Origin of the sequence: Staphylococcus sp. GDY8P72P (assembly GCF_016890655.1) — a bacterium.
GTDB lineage: Bacteria > Bacillota > Bacilli > Staphylococcales > Staphylococcaceae > Staphylococcus > Staphylococcus arlettae.
In genome coordinates this window covers 1-15,824 of record NZ_JAFEQJ010000030.1, presented here as the reverse complement: position 1 = coordinate 15,824, position 15,824 = coordinate 1, and the positions used below count along the sequence as shown (strand labels likewise).

Annotated in this window: 18 protein-coding genes and 1 riboswitch; of the genes, 7 read left to right on the top strand and 11 right to left on the bottom strand. The window is 32.4% G+C overall.

Translation table 11 applies throughout. From position 1 onward, the window contains the following. Positions 1–289: 289 nt before the first annotated feature. Together sagB and JVU85_RS11920 are read right to left on the bottom strand one after the other, a co-directional pair. Positions 290–1,144, bottom strand: coding sequence for a peptidoglycan release complex glucosaminidase SagB (gene sagB / locus JVU85_RS11925; RefSeq protein WP_204171877.1), 855 nt, complete (start codon positions 1,142–1,144; stop codon positions 290–292). Between the two features lie 139 nt (positions 1,145–1,283). After that, positions 1,284–1,508 (bottom strand): hypothetical protein, encoded by a 225-nt coding sequence (locus JVU85_RS11920; RefSeq protein WP_002510573.1) that lies wholly within the window; start codon positions 1,506–1,508, stop codon positions 1,284–1,286. 212 nt (positions 1,509–1,720) lie between these two features. Here JVU85_RS11920 and JVU85_RS11915 point away from each other — a divergent pair, with 212 nt between their 5' ends. Both JVU85_RS11915 and JVU85_RS11910 read left to right on the top strand, forming a co-directional pair. Further along, positions 1,721–2,191, top strand: coding sequence for a sigma-70 family RNA polymerase sigma factor (locus JVU85_RS11915; RefSeq protein ID WP_021459819.1), 471 nt, complete (start codon positions 1,721–1,723; stop codon positions 2,189–2,191). Between the two features lie 15 nt (positions 2,192–2,206). Then, entirely contained in the window at positions 2,207–2,641 is a 435-nt protein-coding gene (locus tag JVU85_RS11910) for a competence protein ComK (protein ID WP_204171876.1), read from the top strand. Positions 2,642–2,648: 7 nt separating this feature from the next. On the opposite strand, the gene JVU85_RS11905 is transcribed toward JVU85_RS11910, so the two are convergent. Together JVU85_RS11905 and JVU85_RS11900 are read right to left on the bottom strand one after the other, a co-directional pair. Further along, complete coding sequence (locus JVU85_RS11905; protein WP_002510570.1) at positions 2,649–3,098, bottom strand: hypothetical protein; 450 nt, start codon at positions 3,096–3,098, stop codon at positions 2,649–2,651. A gap of 373 nt (positions 3,099–3,471) precedes the next feature. Continuing rightward, positions 3,472–4,185 carry a transaldolase gene (locus tag JVU85_RS11900; protein WP_002510569.1) on the bottom strand — a complete coding sequence of 238 codons (714 nt, stop codon included), beginning with the start codon at positions 4,183–4,185 and terminating at the stop codon, positions 3,472–3,474. A 280-nt stretch (positions 4,186–4,465) separates the two neighbouring features. Here JVU85_RS11900 and JVU85_RS11895 point away from each other — a divergent pair, with 280 nt between their 5' ends. From JVU85_RS11895 to JVU85_RS11885, 3 genes are all read left to right on the top strand, one after another. Next, positions 4,466–4,771 (top strand): hypothetical protein, encoded by a 306-nt coding sequence (locus tag JVU85_RS11895; RefSeq protein WP_002510568.1) that lies wholly within the window; start codon positions 4,466–4,468, stop codon positions 4,769–4,771. 197 nt (positions 4,772–4,968) lie between these two features. Next, a complete protein-coding gene (gene crcB / locus JVU85_RS11890) occupies positions 4,969–5,340 on the top strand; it encodes a fluoride efflux transporter CrcB (RefSeq protein WP_021459821.1) in 372 nt (123 codons plus the stop codon). After that, positions 5,333–5,686, top strand: a complete 354-nt coding sequence (locus tag JVU85_RS11885) for a fluoride efflux transporter FluC (RefSeq protein WP_002510566.1) — start codon at positions 5,333–5,335, stop codon at positions 5,684–5,686. Before crcB ends, JVU85_RS11885 begins: the two co-directional genes overlap by 8 nt. A 53-nt stretch (positions 5,687–5,739) precedes the next feature. Here the strand turns inward: JVU85_RS11885 and JVU85_RS11880 are convergent, their stop codons facing one another. The 3 genes from JVU85_RS11880 to metK all read right to left on the bottom strand — a co-directional run bounded on the left by JVU85_RS11880 (position 5,740) and on the right by metK (position 8,903). Further along, positions 5,740–6,576 (bottom strand): aldo/keto reductase, encoded by an 837-nt coding sequence (locus JVU85_RS11880; RefSeq protein WP_002510565.1) that lies wholly within the window; start codon positions 6,574–6,576, stop codon positions 5,740–5,742. Positions 6,577–6,705: 129 nt separating this feature from the next. Then, positions 6,706–7,614 carry a nuclease-related domain-containing protein gene (locus tag JVU85_RS11875; protein ID WP_204171875.1) on the bottom strand — a complete coding sequence of 303 codons (909 nt, stop codon included), beginning with the start codon at positions 7,612–7,614 and terminating at the stop codon, positions 6,706–6,708. 92 nt (positions 7,615–7,706) lie between these two features. After that, positions 7,707–8,903, bottom strand: a complete 1,197-nt coding sequence (gene metK / locus JVU85_RS11870) for a methionine adenosyltransferase (RefSeq protein WP_002510563.1) — start codon at positions 8,901–8,903, stop codon at positions 7,707–7,709. A gap of 108 nt (positions 8,904–9,011) precedes the next feature. Next, positions 9,012–9,123: riboswitch (SAM riboswitch) on the bottom strand. Positions 9,124–9,276: 153 nt separating this feature from the next. On the opposite strand from metK, the gene pckA reads away from it, so the two are divergent. Then, on the top strand, positions 9,277–10,872 hold the full coding sequence (gene pckA / locus JVU85_RS11865; RefSeq protein ID WP_002510562.1) for a phosphoenolpyruvate carboxykinase (ATP): 1,596 nt from the start codon (positions 9,277–9,279) through the stop codon (positions 10,870–10,872). A gap of 52 nt (positions 10,873–10,924) precedes the next feature. Here the strand turns inward: pckA and JVU85_RS11860 are convergent, their stop codons facing one another. Both JVU85_RS11860 and ytkD read right to left on the bottom strand, forming a co-directional pair. Next, the gene (locus JVU85_RS11860; protein ID WP_002509985.1) at positions 10,925–11,719 is read right to left on the bottom strand and encodes an alpha/beta hydrolase family protein; all 795 of its coding nucleotides are present in this window, start codon (positions 11,717–11,719) and stop codon (positions 10,925–10,927) included. Continuing rightward, entirely contained in the window at positions 11,706–12,179 is a 474-nt protein-coding gene (ytkD, locus tag JVU85_RS11855; RefSeq protein ID WP_021459079.1) for an RNA deprotection pyrophosphohydrolase, read from the bottom strand. The genes JVU85_RS11860 and ytkD overlap by 14 nt, the downstream gene beginning before the upstream one ends. A 59-nt stretch (positions 12,180–12,238) precedes the next feature. Between ytkD and yidD the strand changes: the two genes are divergently transcribed. Continuing rightward, the gene (gene yidD / locus JVU85_RS11850; protein WP_021459078.1) at positions 12,239–12,472 is read left to right on the top strand and encodes a membrane protein insertion efficiency factor YidD; all 234 of its coding nucleotides are present in this window, start codon (positions 12,239–12,241) and stop codon (positions 12,470–12,472) included. Here the strand turns inward: yidD and menC are convergent. Both menC and menE read right to left on the bottom strand, forming a co-directional pair. Then, entirely contained in the window at positions 12,469–13,464 is a 996-nt protein-coding gene (gene menC / locus JVU85_RS11845; protein WP_103387794.1) for an o-succinylbenzoate synthase, read from the bottom strand. The two genes, yidD and menC, sit on opposite strands and share 4 nt — an antisense overlap. A gap of 17 nt (positions 13,465–13,481) precedes the next feature. Continuing rightward, positions 13,482–14,864: an o-succinylbenzoate--CoA ligase gene (gene menE, locus JVU85_RS11840; RefSeq protein ID WP_204171874.1), complete on the bottom strand. Its 1,383-nt coding sequence runs from the start codon at positions 14,862–14,864 to the stop codon at positions 13,482–13,484. Positions 14,865–15,824: the final 960 nt, after the last annotated feature.

Below are 15,824 nucleotides of genomic sequence, written 5' to 3'. Positions count from 1 at the left end.
TTGAAAAAAGCTTGGTTTGAAGCGCATTTTCAATGCAGTCAGCTACTGCCAACACGAAAAAAAGGTTTCGACTAAAACATGAAGTGGGACAGAAATCTGATTTTGAAAAAAATGATTTCGTTTTCCCACCCCGGCAAGAATGACTAGCGTTGAAACAAGCTCGGTTTGAAGCGCATTTTCAATGCAGTCAGCTACTGACAATATGAAAAGAGACTGGGACGAATCAATGTTGTCCCAGTCTCCTCTTATTTTGAAAACGGAGATTTATATCTCAGCTTTCTAGTTTTTATTATTGCGATTTATGTTTGTCATCATCTTTATAGACAAAATATTTGAAATACTTACCTTCAGTTTTCATATCTTTATAAAAGTTGGCCATTAAACTTGCATTACTTTCTGCCCATTTAATGTCTGTTGCATATTGATGTTTACCTGGATTTTGTGGGTTCCATCTCATACTATATAATGTATTTTGTTCTTTTTTAGATAAGAAATGATCATGGATAAATGCCGCTCCACCTTCAATGGCTTTACTTGGCGTATCCCAACCATGCTTTTTAGCGTATTTAGCGCCTGTATTAACAGGATCTTCGTCAAGTGCGCCTACACCAAAGAAATTATAGTATTTTTTGCCATCAATTTCCACACCACTTGCTAATTCACTTTTAGCAGAGCCAGTTTCTAGCAATGCATGTGAAATTAAGTATACTTCATTTACATGTTTATGTTTTGCTGCTTTAATAAAATCGTCAGAGTGTTTTAATAAAGTAGGATTATCAATCAACATTCTCTTAATTCTATTTTCATCGATTCCTTGATAGCGATCAAGTTCTAAAAATTGATATCTTTGAGTATCGCTATCAATTAATTTACTACTATCCATTGCAGCTTTAATTTCTCCAGATGACGCATCTCGCCAGTTTTTATTATCTTTACTAGACACTTGTTGACTAGTATAGTTATGAATTTGTTTTTTCGACGCCTTTTCTAAAGAAACTTTGAGATTTTCTACCTTTTCTACTTCTTTAACATCTTTAAAGAAGATTTGATCAGAAATCATTGAAAAGACGATACTCACAACGACAGCTAATATTACCAATAAACCAATAATTGATAATATAGAGCCTTTACTATGCTTTGTCATGTTCACACCTCTAAGGTCAAAATTATCGTATTTAATTATAAGACTTCGATAATAAAGTCTAACACTTTACTGTAAAATAGACAATTTAATACCTAAGTTGTCACAAATTCATAAAAAAAGTAATGAAATTTTAATTTCATTACTCTTGACTTCTATAATAATCCATCATAATAAAGCTAACTGCTTGAGATCTATTTTTATAATAATAGCGATTCAAATCAATCGTACCTTCAATATCTCCATCACGATATAACATTTCGTTGGTCGTATTATTTATCATTACAAAATCTGATTTATCTTTTATTATGTCTAGGTCATCATGTCTAGAGAAAAAATGCTCTAAATTTAAGTGTGCGTAATCCATTATGAAACCTCCCTATTTATACAAAAATTAAGATAAAATGTCATATCTTTGAGTTAATCATGTATTCAATCGCTATGTTGTTTATTTATTCTATCTACTACTAATATTTAACACCTATTTATCTAATTAAGCAAATGAAAATTTCTATTAATCGTAATAAAATCTCTATATCCGGAAATTCAAGTTGTAATTACAACCTTAAAGGAACTATAATGACAATTTCAATCGAATTGCAAAAGCAACAACAGTTAATACACAAACTATTAAAACGATATAAAATCACGTATAATTATGATGAATATTTTCAAATATTATTTATTCACTTATGGCAATTACTCGTAAATTATAATCCCCAGCATTCCAACTCATTAGAGTCATATTTATATATCAGATTACGTTTCCATTTGATTGATCAATTTCGCTCCAAACATCTTAAATATCACTTTGTCGATATCAATCTGTGCCACTTAGAAGCTCCGAATAATTTCTCCTCTATTGAAGCCTCCATTTTGTATACACAGTTTAGCAATCAATTATCTCACAAAGAACAACAATGGTTCTTGCTATCTTTACAAGGTTATAAGCAATATGAAATTGCTAATATTATGCAACTATCATTATCTACAATTAAAAATTATAAAAAGGCTGTACAAGTGAAATATTCAAATTATTTTAAAATATGAAAGGAATACGTTCATATGCATTCTTCAGCAAATATATTATATTTACACACTCAAAAAAGTACACAAACAAAGACACTTTGTCAACATTTAAACCATTACTACATTTATCCAACCACGCCTTACAATGTAGTAAAATATTTATTAGAAATCAATAATAAATCTTTAACTGTACAACTCAAACATGCCAAAGCCATGCTTAAAATTAATAAGTTAGTACCTATCTTCATCCACGACACTTTAATTCTATTTCCACTAAAACCTAAACGCGCACCGATACAATATTATATCAATGCGCATTCGATAAGTGGAGTAAAAACAAAAGGCTCCACTTCAATTATTCAATTTAATAACAGTCAGTTTCTGACTATTGATGAACCCTATCATCTGATTCTAAAAAAATGGCAAGAAAGTATTGTCCTTATCCATTTATTTAAACAAACTAATAATTAGCTGTCAGTTATAATTTCGAATTATGTTTATATTCCAATAACTTTTTAGTAAAGTATGCAGTAGCAACCTTAATAAAATATAAGCTCAAAATAACTAATAAAATTGAACCTATCAGTGTTAAAATAACTACCAGAGGAGATAACGACACTTCCGGTTTTATAAAATATTGGACTGCAGTCAAACTTGTAATAAAACCAAATAAAAACACACCAATTAAAATAATATAGGCAAACAAAATACCAATTAATAAAGGAAACAATGTCGTCACTGAAACGACTTTTTCTTGAAAAATAAACTCTTTTAAAAATTGGTTAGAAAACCTTACTGGGCGTTTTAAATCAACCTCTGAATCTTTTGAAGTTGCTTCCTCTAAAACTTTATGTAAAGTACGTTTTTCTTTTTTATTCAAAAACCACAGCTGTTTTTTCACTTTCTGTTGAAAAATATTCGAACTCATGTACTATACCTCGCTCTATTTCGTTCATTTCAATTTACCATTAAAGTTTATAGTAAATAACACAATGATTCAATAGTAGAATCTTTTATCTTAAAAGTACCTTATCCTTGATAACAGCTATATCATTGTCTGACATTCATTTGTTTATTTAAAAACGTTCAATTTTGACCGTGCTAGCTTGCCTGGGTTATAGTTCGAGCCTGTAGTCACTCTCACATGCTATTCCCCTGGGTGTCAACACATTACAACATCGGGCAAACTATATTTAGTCATTCAAAAAATAAAGAAAACGTCAATTTCTATATCTTTTCAATAGAAATTGACGTTTATATTAAAGTCAGAGCTATTTATATCCCGAACACAATCTATTTCATTATAAAATAGATAAGCCAGATGATTGAATATCTTTAGCGAAACCTTGAACTGTATCAACTGACAGTTCTTCGATATCTCTGCCTAAGTTAGTATTTACTTTTTTAACAACGTCTGCAGGACAAGTAATAATATCTGCACCTAATTCATCTGCTTGAATTACGTTAATTACTTCTCTACAACTTGCCCATAATAATTTAACGCCTGCTTTACTATGTGCAATTTCAACTGATTCTTTAACCATTGGTACTGGATCTACGCCAGTATCAGCGATACGTCCAGCAAATACAGAGATATATGTTGGCACACCTTCTGTTACAGCATCAGTAATTTCTTTAACTTGATCTAAAGTATAAACAGCAGTAATGTTTAAACGTACATTATCAGCTGATAATTTTTTAATTAAAGGAATTGTTGTTTCACCTTTAGTATTAACAATAGGAATTTTAACAAAAACATTGTCACCATATTGTTTTAAGATTTCAGCTTCTTTTTCCATCGTTTCTAAATCGTCACCGAATACTTCAAAAGAAATAGAAGCATCAGGAATTTCACGTACAACTTCTTCTGCGAAAGCTTTATAATCCGTTACGCCTGCTTTGGCCATTAGACTTGGGTTAGTAGTAAAACCATCAACCTCTTTATTTTTATAAGCAGCTTTCATTTGTTCAATATCTGCACCATCTGCAAACACTTCAACATTTAATTTTGTCATTACATATTCCTCCTGACTAATATAAACAATTCTCTTCGAATTGTCTTAAAGCTATTAAACCATACATTTCATTTATACCACCATTGCCATAAAATTTCTAATTTTTTGCCTATACTTTATATAATTTCATTATTTAAAACATATTAATTCCATTCTTATACCTACAATTTATAATTACTCAACTATGGTATGAGTATGTATCACAGAGAAATCACTAATACTATTAACTTTTTGTAAAAGTGTGTTATTATTATCAAATGATACGCTATAGGAGGTAAATATGGCACGCTCAAAACTTTATTTTTATTTATCTGGGCTATTAATATTAGTAAGTTTTTGTTTCAATACTTACAACCCTTTGCTAGATCAGATATTTGATTCTATGATTAAATTAATTTTTGTCTGTAGCTTTATTAACGCAATAATTTTAATTGCTGCTATCATTCTTTCAGATAAATCAATCAAGCATTCAAAAGAACGCACGGATTGGGTTAAAAAAGCAAGCAAGCTACTACCATTCATCTTATTAATCGTGATTATTATACATATTTTATCTTCACTTGCTACTTTTGGCATCATTTTTTAATTAATTATAATTGTGTAAGTAAGACTACATAAATGTATATTTCACATTAAATCAACACAAATTAAGTGACATGTATACATCCATAATAAAATGACGAAGTAAACATGTCACATCGTGAGAGCGGGTATACGAATTCCAAGTGTAATTTGTTTGGGTTCTTTCTCGCTCTATTTTTTATGTTAGGAAGGTAATATACTATGCAGTATTTATATATTTTTATAGGCGGCGCGTTTGGTGCGGCGTTACGCTATGGATTATCTTTGTTTAATAACAATTCGACAGCATTTCCTATCGGTACTTTACTAGCAAATTTAACAGGTGCTACGTTAATGGGATTATTAGGTGTACTATCGTTAAATTATTTTCGAAATAATCCACACTTAAAAAAAGCTGTTACTACTGGATTTTTAGGTGCCTTAACAACATTTTCGACCTTTCAATTTGAATTAGTTACTATGCTTAATCATCAAGCGATCGTTCATTTATTTATATACGCTATTATAAGTTATGTATTAGGCATTTTATGTTGCTACTTAGGTGTCAAAATTGGGAGTTGGTTAAATGCTTAATTTATTATGTATTATGTTTGGAGGAGGCTTGGGTGCAGTAGTTAGAGGTGCCATTACAAATTATTGTAATCGTCACTTTGTATCCCGTATACCTATTGCTACTTTATTCGTCAATCTTGTCGGGAGCTTGCTAATTGGAATTATTATGAATCAGACGTCAGATAACTTAATATTATCACTAACCACTGTTGGATTTTTGGGTGGCTTAACGACTTTTTCGACTTTGGCATCAGAACTTGTACAATTTATTGACAAAGAAAGAAATTTGTTTCATTTCACTTTATATTCTGTATTGCAATATCTTGGTGCTTTTATAGCTTGTCTTATAGGCTATACTATTAGTTAAAAAATGAAAAAATCCCTAGTGTAATTACCTACACTAGGGATTTTATTATCAGTTTATTGCCCACTAAACTCATCCGGATTAGGACCAATACGTTTATCTTCATTTAAAGCATTTAATTTTTCAATTTGGGCAGTTGTTAAACTAAAGTTAAATACATCTAAGTTTTCATCAATTCTTGATGGTGTAATTGATTTAGGGATAACAACGACATTATTTTCTATATTCCAACGAATGATGACTTGTGCAGGAGTTTTGCCTACTTCTTCTGCCACAGCTTTTACTACTTCATCATCCAAAATTTGAGCATTCATTAATGGTGACCAAGATTCAGCCACTATATTTTGAACTTCTAAATAACGGCGAAGTTCATCTTGTACTAAGTACGGGTGAAACTCAACTTGGTTAATTACAGGTTTGATAGATACTTGTGCTAATAAAGCTTCTAAATGACTAACAGTAAAGTTACTTACACCAATATTTTTAACTTTGTCATCTTTATATAAATCTTCCATACCTTGCCAAGTATCAATCATTACAGCTTCATCTAACCCTGGCCAATGCATTAAATATAAATCTAAGTAATCTAATCCAAGTTTTTTCAAACTTGTTTCGTATGCTGCTTGAACATTTTCACGACCGTAGTCAGCTAACCACAATTTAGATGTAATAAATAATTCGTTTCTTGCAATTCCAGCTTCAGCTAAGCCTTCTGCAATACCTTCTCCAACTTTTGATTCGTTATCATAAATCATTGCAGTATCGATGCTTCGATAACCATTAATGATGGCATGTTTTACAGCCTCTTTACAATCATCATTATTTTCAACACGGAATGTACCTAAACCAACTACTGGCATTTTATTACCATTATAAAATTCTACTGTTTCCAAATTAATACCCCTTCCAACTTAAGATAGTCTAATCATATAAAAATTACTAAAAATAACAAAAGATTATGCTTAAAAGTGTAAAATATACAAAAACTGAGCGTCTATTATTTTGACGCTCAGTTTTGTATATTAATTAAATGATTCAATTTTATCCATAACTTGCTGTAAATCTTCAACATTATATTGAATTCTACCGTGGAAAACAAATTTATTAAAGTACTCATCAAGTTGTTCTGGTCCAACTAATACTTTACTATTAGCAGTTTGCGCAAAGTTAGAAATAGTAACCCCACCATCATTTTTAGGATTGAAATATAAAATTGTTGTTGGTGTATATTTTAAATTCAATTCATTTTGTAAGTCACCAGCTAACTTTTCAACAGCTTCCAAATGATTAGAATAATTAACTACTGATAATGACTGTGTATCGTCATTTTGATCCAATACTAATACTTGAGAATCCTTCTTATCTAAGTCTAATGTATCAAATACTTGTGACATCATTGGCGTTTCTTCAAACTGAGCACCGCTTATACCATTATATACATGACCTTTTAATAATTGTGAATCAATAATATAAAGTCCTGTTCGTGTTAAAACTAAATGGCTAATACGTTGCACATCACTAAACTCATTTCGAGGTAAAAAGATATTTGCCATAATATGCATGTCTTCTGGTCGAATACGTTTTTCATTCACCAAACGCTCACGAATACCAATCAACCTCATATCAGTGACATATTCACTATGATTTTTCGAGAAAAGTTTTAACGCATCAATTTCACGATTTTTGGAGTTTACAGTGTGATCGTAATCTTCCTTTTGTTTAGTTACAGTTTTCTTATTTTCAATTCTTTCTTTTTCTAATTCCTCAGCATAAGAATCCTGTAATTGCTTTTCTTTTTTTTGATAATGCTCTTCTGCTTTTTGTTGTGCTTTCTTCTTACTTTTAAGTGTAACTAAAAATAATATCAAGCAAATGACTGCTACGATCACAGCTACAATCAAACCAATTTCAATTGGTCCAAATGAATTCATAACAATTTCGCTCCTTTTTTCTTCAATACTTACATTATAATAGAAAACTGTTTATCATTCGATGGAAAACTCACATATTTTTGAAATTGTTATTATGCTTGTACCGAATCTTTCAATAAATTAACTTTATCCAGTTTTTCCCATGGTAACAATACATCTGTTCTACCAAAATGACCATAAGCTGCTGTTTGTTTATAGATTGGTTGTTTTAAATCTAACATTTTGATTATGCCTGCCGGACGTAAGTCGAAATGATTTCTTACTGCTTCAACTAATTGTGCTTCGCCTACTTTACCTGTTCCAAAAGTATCAATTGCGATAGATACAGGTTCAGCTACACCAATAGCATATGCCAATTGAACTTCACATTTGTCAGCTAATTCAGCAGCAACAATATTTTTAGCAACATATCTAGCAGCATATGCAGCAGATCTATCTACTTTGGTTGGATCCTTACCACTAAAGCATCCCCCACCATGTCGTGCATAACCACCATACGTATCAACAATAATTTTACGGCCAGTTAATCCAGCATCACCTTGTGGCCCTCCAATTACGAAACGACCTGTTGGGTTAATATAAAATTTAGTCTCTGCATCTAATAATGCTGTCGGTACAGTTGGTTCAATTACATGCTGTTTAATATCTTGTTCAATTTGTGTTAATTCAACATCTTCTGCATGTTGTGTTGATAAGACAATTGTGTCTATACGTTTTGGTTCATCTTGCTCATCATATTCCACTGTTACTTGTACTTTTCCATCTGGTCTTAAGTAATCAAGTATTTTGTCTTTTCTAACATCTGATAAGCGTTTTGCAAGTTGGTGTGATAAAAAAATTGGTAACGGCATATATGTATCCGTTTCATTCGTAGCATAACCAAACATTAAGCCTTGGTCACCTGCTCCAGTTGCTTCTATTTCTTCTTCCGAAATATCATTACGATACTCTAATGCAGTATCTACACCTTGTGCTATATCTGATGATTGTTCATCTATTGCTGTTAAAACAGCCATTGTTTGACTATCATAACCAAATTTTGCACGAGTATAGCCAATTTCTTTTATTGTTTCTCTGACAACTTTCGGAATATCGACGTAAGTAGATGTAGATATTTCTCCTGAAATAAGTGCCATTCCTGTTGTTACTGTTGTTTCACATGCCACTCTTGCATTTGGGTCATCCTTTAAAATTTCATCCAAAATTGCGTCAGAAACTTGGTCTGCAATTTTATCTGGATGTCCCTCTGTTACAGATTCTGAAGTAAAAAGTCTTCTATTGTAAGTCATAATGTGCTCCTTTAGCTTTAAATTACGAAAATTCTCTATCTGTTGAGCTTAATAAAAAAGAGCCTTCATCACTATATAAATAGAGAGAAGGCTCTGTACGTCCATTCGCTCTTATCGTTCAGACAATATAGGTCTGCAAACGGTTTGGCACCTTCCTTCAATTAAGAAGAGGTTGCTGGGCTTCATTGGGTCCATGTCCCTCCGCCACTCAGGATAAGAGAATCCGTTACTAATATAGTAACTAATCTGGCATCTTATGTCAATTTAACTTTTATTCAAATTTTATCGAAAATTGGTATGGATTAATTATGTAATTATGTTATACTCGTTAACTGTAAGGGCTTACATTAAAATAACGATGGAGGGATTAAGTATGGCGATAGACACGTATACTTACACTAATAAACTACAAAACATTTTAAGAAAAAACACTTCCTTATTTCAATTATCAACAACAGAATTAAATTATAAAATCATTGATAATAATGAAGGTGAACTAACAGAACTAGGCGCAATAAACGCAAGAACAGGTAAATATACAGGTCGATCACCAAAAGATAAATTCATCGTTTCTGAACCATCATATAAAGATGATATCGACTGGGGAGAAATCAATCAGCCCATTGATGAAACAACTTTCCTTAATTTATATGATAAAGTATTAGATTATTTAGATGAAAAAGATGAGCTATACATCTTTAATGGTTATGCAGGTAGCGATGAAGATTCACAGTTGAACTTAACGGTAATTAATGAATTAGCATGGCATAACTTATTTGCTCAAAACATGTTCATTAAACCTAGCTCAAAAGAAGAAGCAGAAGACATTAAAGCAGATTTTACAATCGTTTCTGCACCAAGGTTCAAAGCTGATCCTACCATCGATGGCACAAACTCTGAAACATTTATTATTACATCATTTAAACACAAAGTCATTTTAATCGGTGGCACTGAATATGCCGGTGAAATGAAAAAAGGTATTTTTTCTGTAATGAATTACCTATTACCAAAAAGTGACATTTTAAGTATGCACTGTTCTGCAAATGTTGGTGAAAAAGGAGATGTCGCGTTATTCTTTGGTTTATCAGGTACCGGTAAAACTACATTGTCAGCAGACCCTACAAGAAAACTTATCGGTGATGATGAGCATGGCTGGAACGAAAACGGTATTTTTAATATCGAAGGTGGTTGCTATGCTAAAGCTATCAATCTATCACAGAAAAAAGAACCACAAATATATGATGCTATAAAATATGGTACTGTATTAGAAAATGTAGTTGTTGATAATTACGGAGATGTTGATTTCGATGACAATTACTATACCGAAAATACTCGAGCTGCTTACCCTATTGATCACATAGATAATATTGTTAAACCATCAAAAGCAGCGCATCCAAATACAATTATCTTTTTGACTGCTGATGCTTTCGGTGTATTACCACCAATCGCTAAGTTAACAAAAGATCAAGCTATGTATCATTTCTTAAGTGGTTTTACAGCTAAATTAGCTGGTACAGAACGTGGTGTTACTGAACCTGAACCATCATTCTCTACATGCTTTGGTTCTCCATTCTTACCACTCAATGCTACTGTATACGCTGATATTTTAGGTGAACTTATCGACGAGCACGAAGTAGATGTGTATTTAGTTAACACTGGATGGACTGGTGGTAAATATGGTGTAGGTAGAAGAATTAGCCTAAACTATACACGCCAAATGGTAAATCAAGCTATCACAGGTCAATTGAAAGATGCTGAATTCAAGAAGGACGATACTTTCGGATTAAGTATCCCTGTTGAAGTAGATGATGTGCCACAGACAATTTTAAACCCAATTAATGCTTGGAGCGATGCTGCTGCATATAAAGAGCAAGCACAAGACTTAATTAATCGCTTTAATGAGAATTTTGAAAAATTCGGTACTGAAGCACAAGAACTCGCAATCAAAGGCGGATTTAAACAATTATAATAATATGAAAAGAGGCTGGGACATAAGTAATTTGTCTCAGCCTCTTTGTAATTTATTCTATTGCATAATCATCTTGAATCGTTTGGTGTTCAACATCTGACATCCACTGTTGTATCTGATTCAAAACAGGTGACAAGGCAAACGGTCTTGGCACATGCCCTTCTTGTTGTTGGTATACGGTGCGGTAAGTTAACGAGATATCGTTCAACGCTTGAGCTAAATAATACGCTTGATGAATACCTACTTGGTGATCTTGTGCACCATGGACTATTAATATAGGTGGGCTTGTTGGTGTAATATATTGCATGGCATCACGCAACTGGTAAGCAGCTGCTTGTTTTTTAGGGTGACCAATCATACGCCGCAACATTCCTCTCAAATCCACGCGCTCTTCATACATTAGTTTGATATCAGACACACCACCCCAAATTATAAAACTGGATACTGGTAAGTCATAGTATGTCAGGAGCCCCTGTAATCCTCCACGCGAAAATCCTATCATGTGAATTGCTGCATCTGGATATTGTGTGTGTAATAGCTTCACTAAGGTCGTCACATCTTTTAAATCTTCACCGTAGAAATCGTCTTTTCCCTCGCTACCATTATTGCCTCGATAATAAGGGCCTACTACTAACGTTTCAGCATTGGCAAATTGCAGTAATCTGCCTGTTCTCACCTTCCCTACTTGACCTTTACCACCACGTAAATAAACTACGATACGTTTAACACGCTGATACGGTAATAATAATAGCGCTTTAACTTGTAAATCATCCACTAAATATGTAATCTCATAACCACTGTGATTGCGAACATCTATAGGCATTTTCTTTGTTTTAGTAATAGCCAAGATTCATCATCCTATCTACACAACTTAATATTGCATCATCTTTTAGCAAAAAGCTTTTATCAGTGTCAGGAATTTCTTCAATTGTTGCAAATAAAACAGGTCCTGTTGTTTCTAAATAGTCCTCTTTTTCTTCGATAAAATCAACTAATACAACATAAACATCTTTATTGAAACTAGGTAAGTCACTTCGAGCAACATGGTATTGCGCTATATAATGCATTTCTTTAACTGTGGCACCTGTTTCTTCATGCAATTCCCTAATAGCAGCTTCTTGTGATGTTTCATTTACTTCCACTTTGCCCCCTGGAAACTCTATACCGCGTTTTTTATGTTGTGTAAACAACAATTTATTTGTATAAATAGGAATTGTAAGTACGTGTGTTGCATCAGCAAAATCATTTTCTTCTTTAAACTTTAATAGTACATCATTATTATCTCTATCTTTAAACTTTATACTCATCTGACACCTCTTATTTATGTTAAAATTATCATGTTTACAAATACGTTGGAGGCTATAATATGAAAAAACTGTTTTTAGGAGTTATCTATCTATATCAAAATTTTATTTCACCACTTACTCCACCAACATGCCGATTTTATCCAACTTGTTCAGCTTATACAAAAGAAGCTATAGAAGTTTATGGAGCATTCAAAGGCAGCTGGCTAGGCATTAAGAGAATTTTAAAATGTCATCCGTTACACAAAGGAGGATTCGATCCAGTTCCTCTAAAAAAGAAAAACAAAAAACATTAAAGCACTGGGGTCAATTGTGTTAAATCTATAACGGGAGGATTAAATTCCAGTCTTCCATTATTTAACAAACCTGAATCCTTCACAATATCTTGCTGAAAATAATAACCTGCTGGTGTGATGTCGCCCGGGTAAGTTGCATATTGAGCGAGCATTGCTGTAAAGTAGCGACTCAAACCATATTCATACATGCCACCGATGACCGTTTTAACATTATACTGTTCAAGTTTTTGAATAAGTGAAAGCACTCTGTCCAATCCGCCTAAACGGAATGGTTTTAAAACTACTACTTCAACATTATAATTATTTACAATATCTAAAATTGCTGTAGTTGATATAGCTTTTTCATCTATAGCTAATGGCAGATTCGGCACTTGGTTAAATGTTGTTAAATTATAAAACGGTTCTTCAATATAAAGGATATCATCAGCATACAATTGCGTTAAGCGCGCAGCATCATTTTTAGCAATACTTTCATTCCCATCTATAACGAGATTCGGCCTATGTGCCAAAGCTATTAGATGTTGTAAATCAGCTTTTATTGTATTAGACCATTTCACCTTTACTCTTTTCGGTTGTGTATCTCTAAGTTGTTGTAATCTTTCTGCAGTCAACCCACTAACGGTCGCACCGTAATCGACAGTAATATTATATAGCTTATAAAACATTTGATATGTTGCCATAATAATTGTACTACGAGTCGCTGGATACGCTTCTAGCGAAATAACCATCTGCTGGATATCTTCAAATGTTGAAAATGCTTTATACTTATTAGCCTCAAACCATTGCTGTAATTGCTGTTTTACTACCTCGATCGTTTCGTCAAAATACCAGTCTGTGTCAAACGCATTACATTCCCCAAAATAGTGTGAATTATCATCAGTAACCAATTCTAAAATAAGTGCTTGTCTTGTAGACAGTGTAATTTTCGGCGTCACAATAGGCGCTTTAAAAGGTAACTCAACAGTATATAGTTTCATATCTACTATTTTCACCATAAGTCACTCCTATTTTACAAATGTTGACGCTGTAATTTTCCAGTAGAGGTGTATGGTAACGCTGATACGCGCTTTAAATACTTTGGAACTTTATATTTTGCTAAATGATTTTGTAAATAGTCTTGTAATTGTGACTCTTTCACAGTATCTTTAGCTACATAATATAAATATGGTACTTCTCCCCAAATATCATCAACCGTACCGACACACATTGCATCTTCCACATCTTTGCATGCTTTTGCCACAGATTCAATTTCAAATGGATATATATTTTCCCCACCACTAATTATTAAATCTTTTCTCCGATCATATACCATTACAAAACCTTCATCGTCTATTTCAGCAATATCTCCAGTATTAAAATAACCTTGTTCATCAATAGCGTTCAACTCATTAGGATATAAGTACCCTTCCATAACGTTATTACCTTTGATCACTAATTCTCCATGACCTTTATTATCTGGTCGTACAATTTTCACTTGTACATTATCACTAGGTTTACCAACTGTGTCTGGACGATGCTCCAACATTGTCGGTGAAGCAGTCAAAAATTGTGAACAAGTTTCAGTCATACCAAATGAATTGTAAATTGGTAACTTATTGGACAATGCTTGGTTGATTAAAGCAGCAGATAACTTCGCACCGCCGAGTAAAATTTTTTCTATGTTATATGGCTGAGTTAACCCCGCATCCATTAACCATTTTAATGTTTGTGGTACTAATGACACATGTGTCGGTGATTCTTCAGAAATGATGTGCAATATTTGCTGTGTATTAAATTTTGGCTCTATTCTTACAGTGAATCCTGCAATTAATGCACGCAAAATCACACTAAGACCAGATATGTGATAAATAGGTAACACTGACAACCATTTTGTATTGGCATCAAAACCTAGACTTTGTTCACAACCTATAGCACTAGCATAATGATTGGCAAATGTTTGAGGTACTGCTTTTTGAGGACCCGTTGTACCAGAAGTAAACATAATTGAAGCAATACGATTAATGTCAAAAGGTGCTTCATATGATTGTTCTTCAGCACAAGTTATTAAATACGCATAAGTATAAATATCAAAGCCATCTAAAGTTAAATCTGAAGTTGTCAAAATGACTTCGACATCGATTGAATGCATCTGATTTTGCATCTCTGTTTCTGTCAAACGTGTATTCAACATTGCAATTTCTACCCCAGCGAGCCAAGCAGCTTGAATAAGTATAATTGATTCTATACTGTTATCGATGTACATACCTACACGTTTTTGATTTAAATTATGAATACTGTAGGCAAGATGTGTTGCACGTTGATAGCAACTGTTAAAGGTTAATTTTGTCTTCCCATTGTCTATAAACACCGCATCCCCATTACGATTTGCTTGTTGTTTCAACCAAAATTCCACGTCACATTCCTCCATCTCATATTATCTATTATAACGAAAGAAGTTATTTTTTGGCACACATTTTAATTATCATTAACTGCTAATAATTTCGTCATACAAACAGCTAGGACAAATTAAACTATTTTCTCTCTTTTGCATATACCTATCATTTCGTAGTTTCTTCTTCATTCACAACACAAAAATGCACACGACTGAAATGAATCAAGTCGTGTGCACATTTTAAAACTCAGGCTAATTTTCTACACAAAATTCGCTTTTTGTTTATGTTAAATGATTGAGTGAGGCAGTTTATATGGATGCACTACCTATACTTATGTTAGTCATTACACTCTGATTGTAACTAACAAAAAGAATATTAATTAAACAAATAGTTTAGGAGAAAGCAAGTGTGTTTGAGGTAAAACACGTCTGTGGATGATGTATTAATAACAAATAAAATGTTATTAATTCTAGCTGTATGTGCCGTACCTCATTACAAATATAGTATGATATTTTGTTAATGTATAGCTCATTTTAACCATTAGTAAAAAATGCCTCTATTTAAGTAAAAAAACTGTTTGTTTATAACTAATAAAAATAGGAAGAAGTAAATAATTTGCACATAATTTACCTCTTCCCATCTTATTAGGGAATATATTTTATGAAAAATTTTATGTGTTTATTTATCACACAAGTTTATTATAGCACTTCTATAATAAACTATAGTGCATTCAAAATATGTAGTAAAAATTGATAACTATATAGTAAAAATCAAAAGTGCTGTTGTTTATTAATTTGGAAATTATTTATGCTATTTCTCCAAATTCATTATTAGCTAACATAAGTATATATTCACGTATATAGAATCACCAACAATAATTATATTACTAATTAAATTTTTAATAAAAACTATCAAAGCATAAATACGAAAATTTTATCATTATTAATATTAACAAAATAATAGTCAAGTCCAGACTCCTG

Bases quoted from the DNA above. Each gene is read 5' to 3' on its own strand.
- JVU85_RS11885 (WP_002510566.1), top strand. From the start codon at position 5,333: ATGCTTAATTTATTATGTATTATGTTTGGAGGAGGCTTGGGTGCAGTA.
- ytkD (WP_021459079.1), bottom strand. From the start codon at position 12,179: ATGAGTATAAAGTTTAAAGATAGAGATAATAATGATGTACTATTAAAG.
- pckA (WP_002510562.1), top strand. From the start codon at position 9,277: ATGGCGATAGACACGTATACTTACACTAATAAACTACAAAACATTTTA.
- yidD (WP_021459078.1), top strand. From the start codon at position 12,239: ATGAAAAAACTGTTTTTAGGAGTTATCTATCTATATCAAAATTTTATT.
- JVU85_RS11915 (WP_021459819.1), top strand. From the start codon at position 1,721: ATGACAATTTCAATCGAATTGCAAAAGCAACAACAGTTAATACACAAA.
- metK (WP_002510563.1), bottom strand. From the start codon at position 8,903: ATGACTTACAATAGAAGACTTTTTACTTCAGAATCTGTAACAGAGGGA.
- sagB (WP_204171877.1), bottom strand. From the start codon at position 1,144: ATGACAAAGCATAGTAAAGGCTCTATATTATCAATTATTGGTTTATTG.
- crcB (WP_021459821.1), top strand. From the start codon at position 4,969: ATGCAGTATTTATATATTTTTATAGGCGGCGCGTTTGGTGCGGCGTTA.
- JVU85_RS11910 (WP_204171876.1), top strand. From the start codon at position 2,207: ATGCATTCTTCAGCAAATATATTATATTTACACACTCAAAAAAGTACA.
- JVU85_RS11905 (WP_002510570.1), bottom strand. From the start codon at position 3,098: ATGAGTTCGAATATTTTTCAACAGAAAGTGAAAAAACAGCTGTGGTTT.
- JVU85_RS11875 (WP_204171875.1), bottom strand. From the start codon at position 7,614: ATGAATTCATTTGGACCAATTGAAATTGGTTTGATTGTAGCTGTGATC.
- JVU85_RS11895 (WP_002510568.1), top strand. From the start codon at position 4,466: ATGGCACGCTCAAAACTTTATTTTTATTTATCTGGGCTATTAATATTA.
- JVU85_RS11900 (WP_002510569.1), bottom strand. From the start codon at position 4,185: ATGACAAAATTAAATGTTGAAGTGTTTGCAGATGGTGCAGATATTGAA.
- JVU85_RS11920 (WP_002510573.1), bottom strand. From the start codon at position 1,508: ATGGATTACGCACACTTAAATTTAGAGCATTTTTTCTCTAGACATGAT.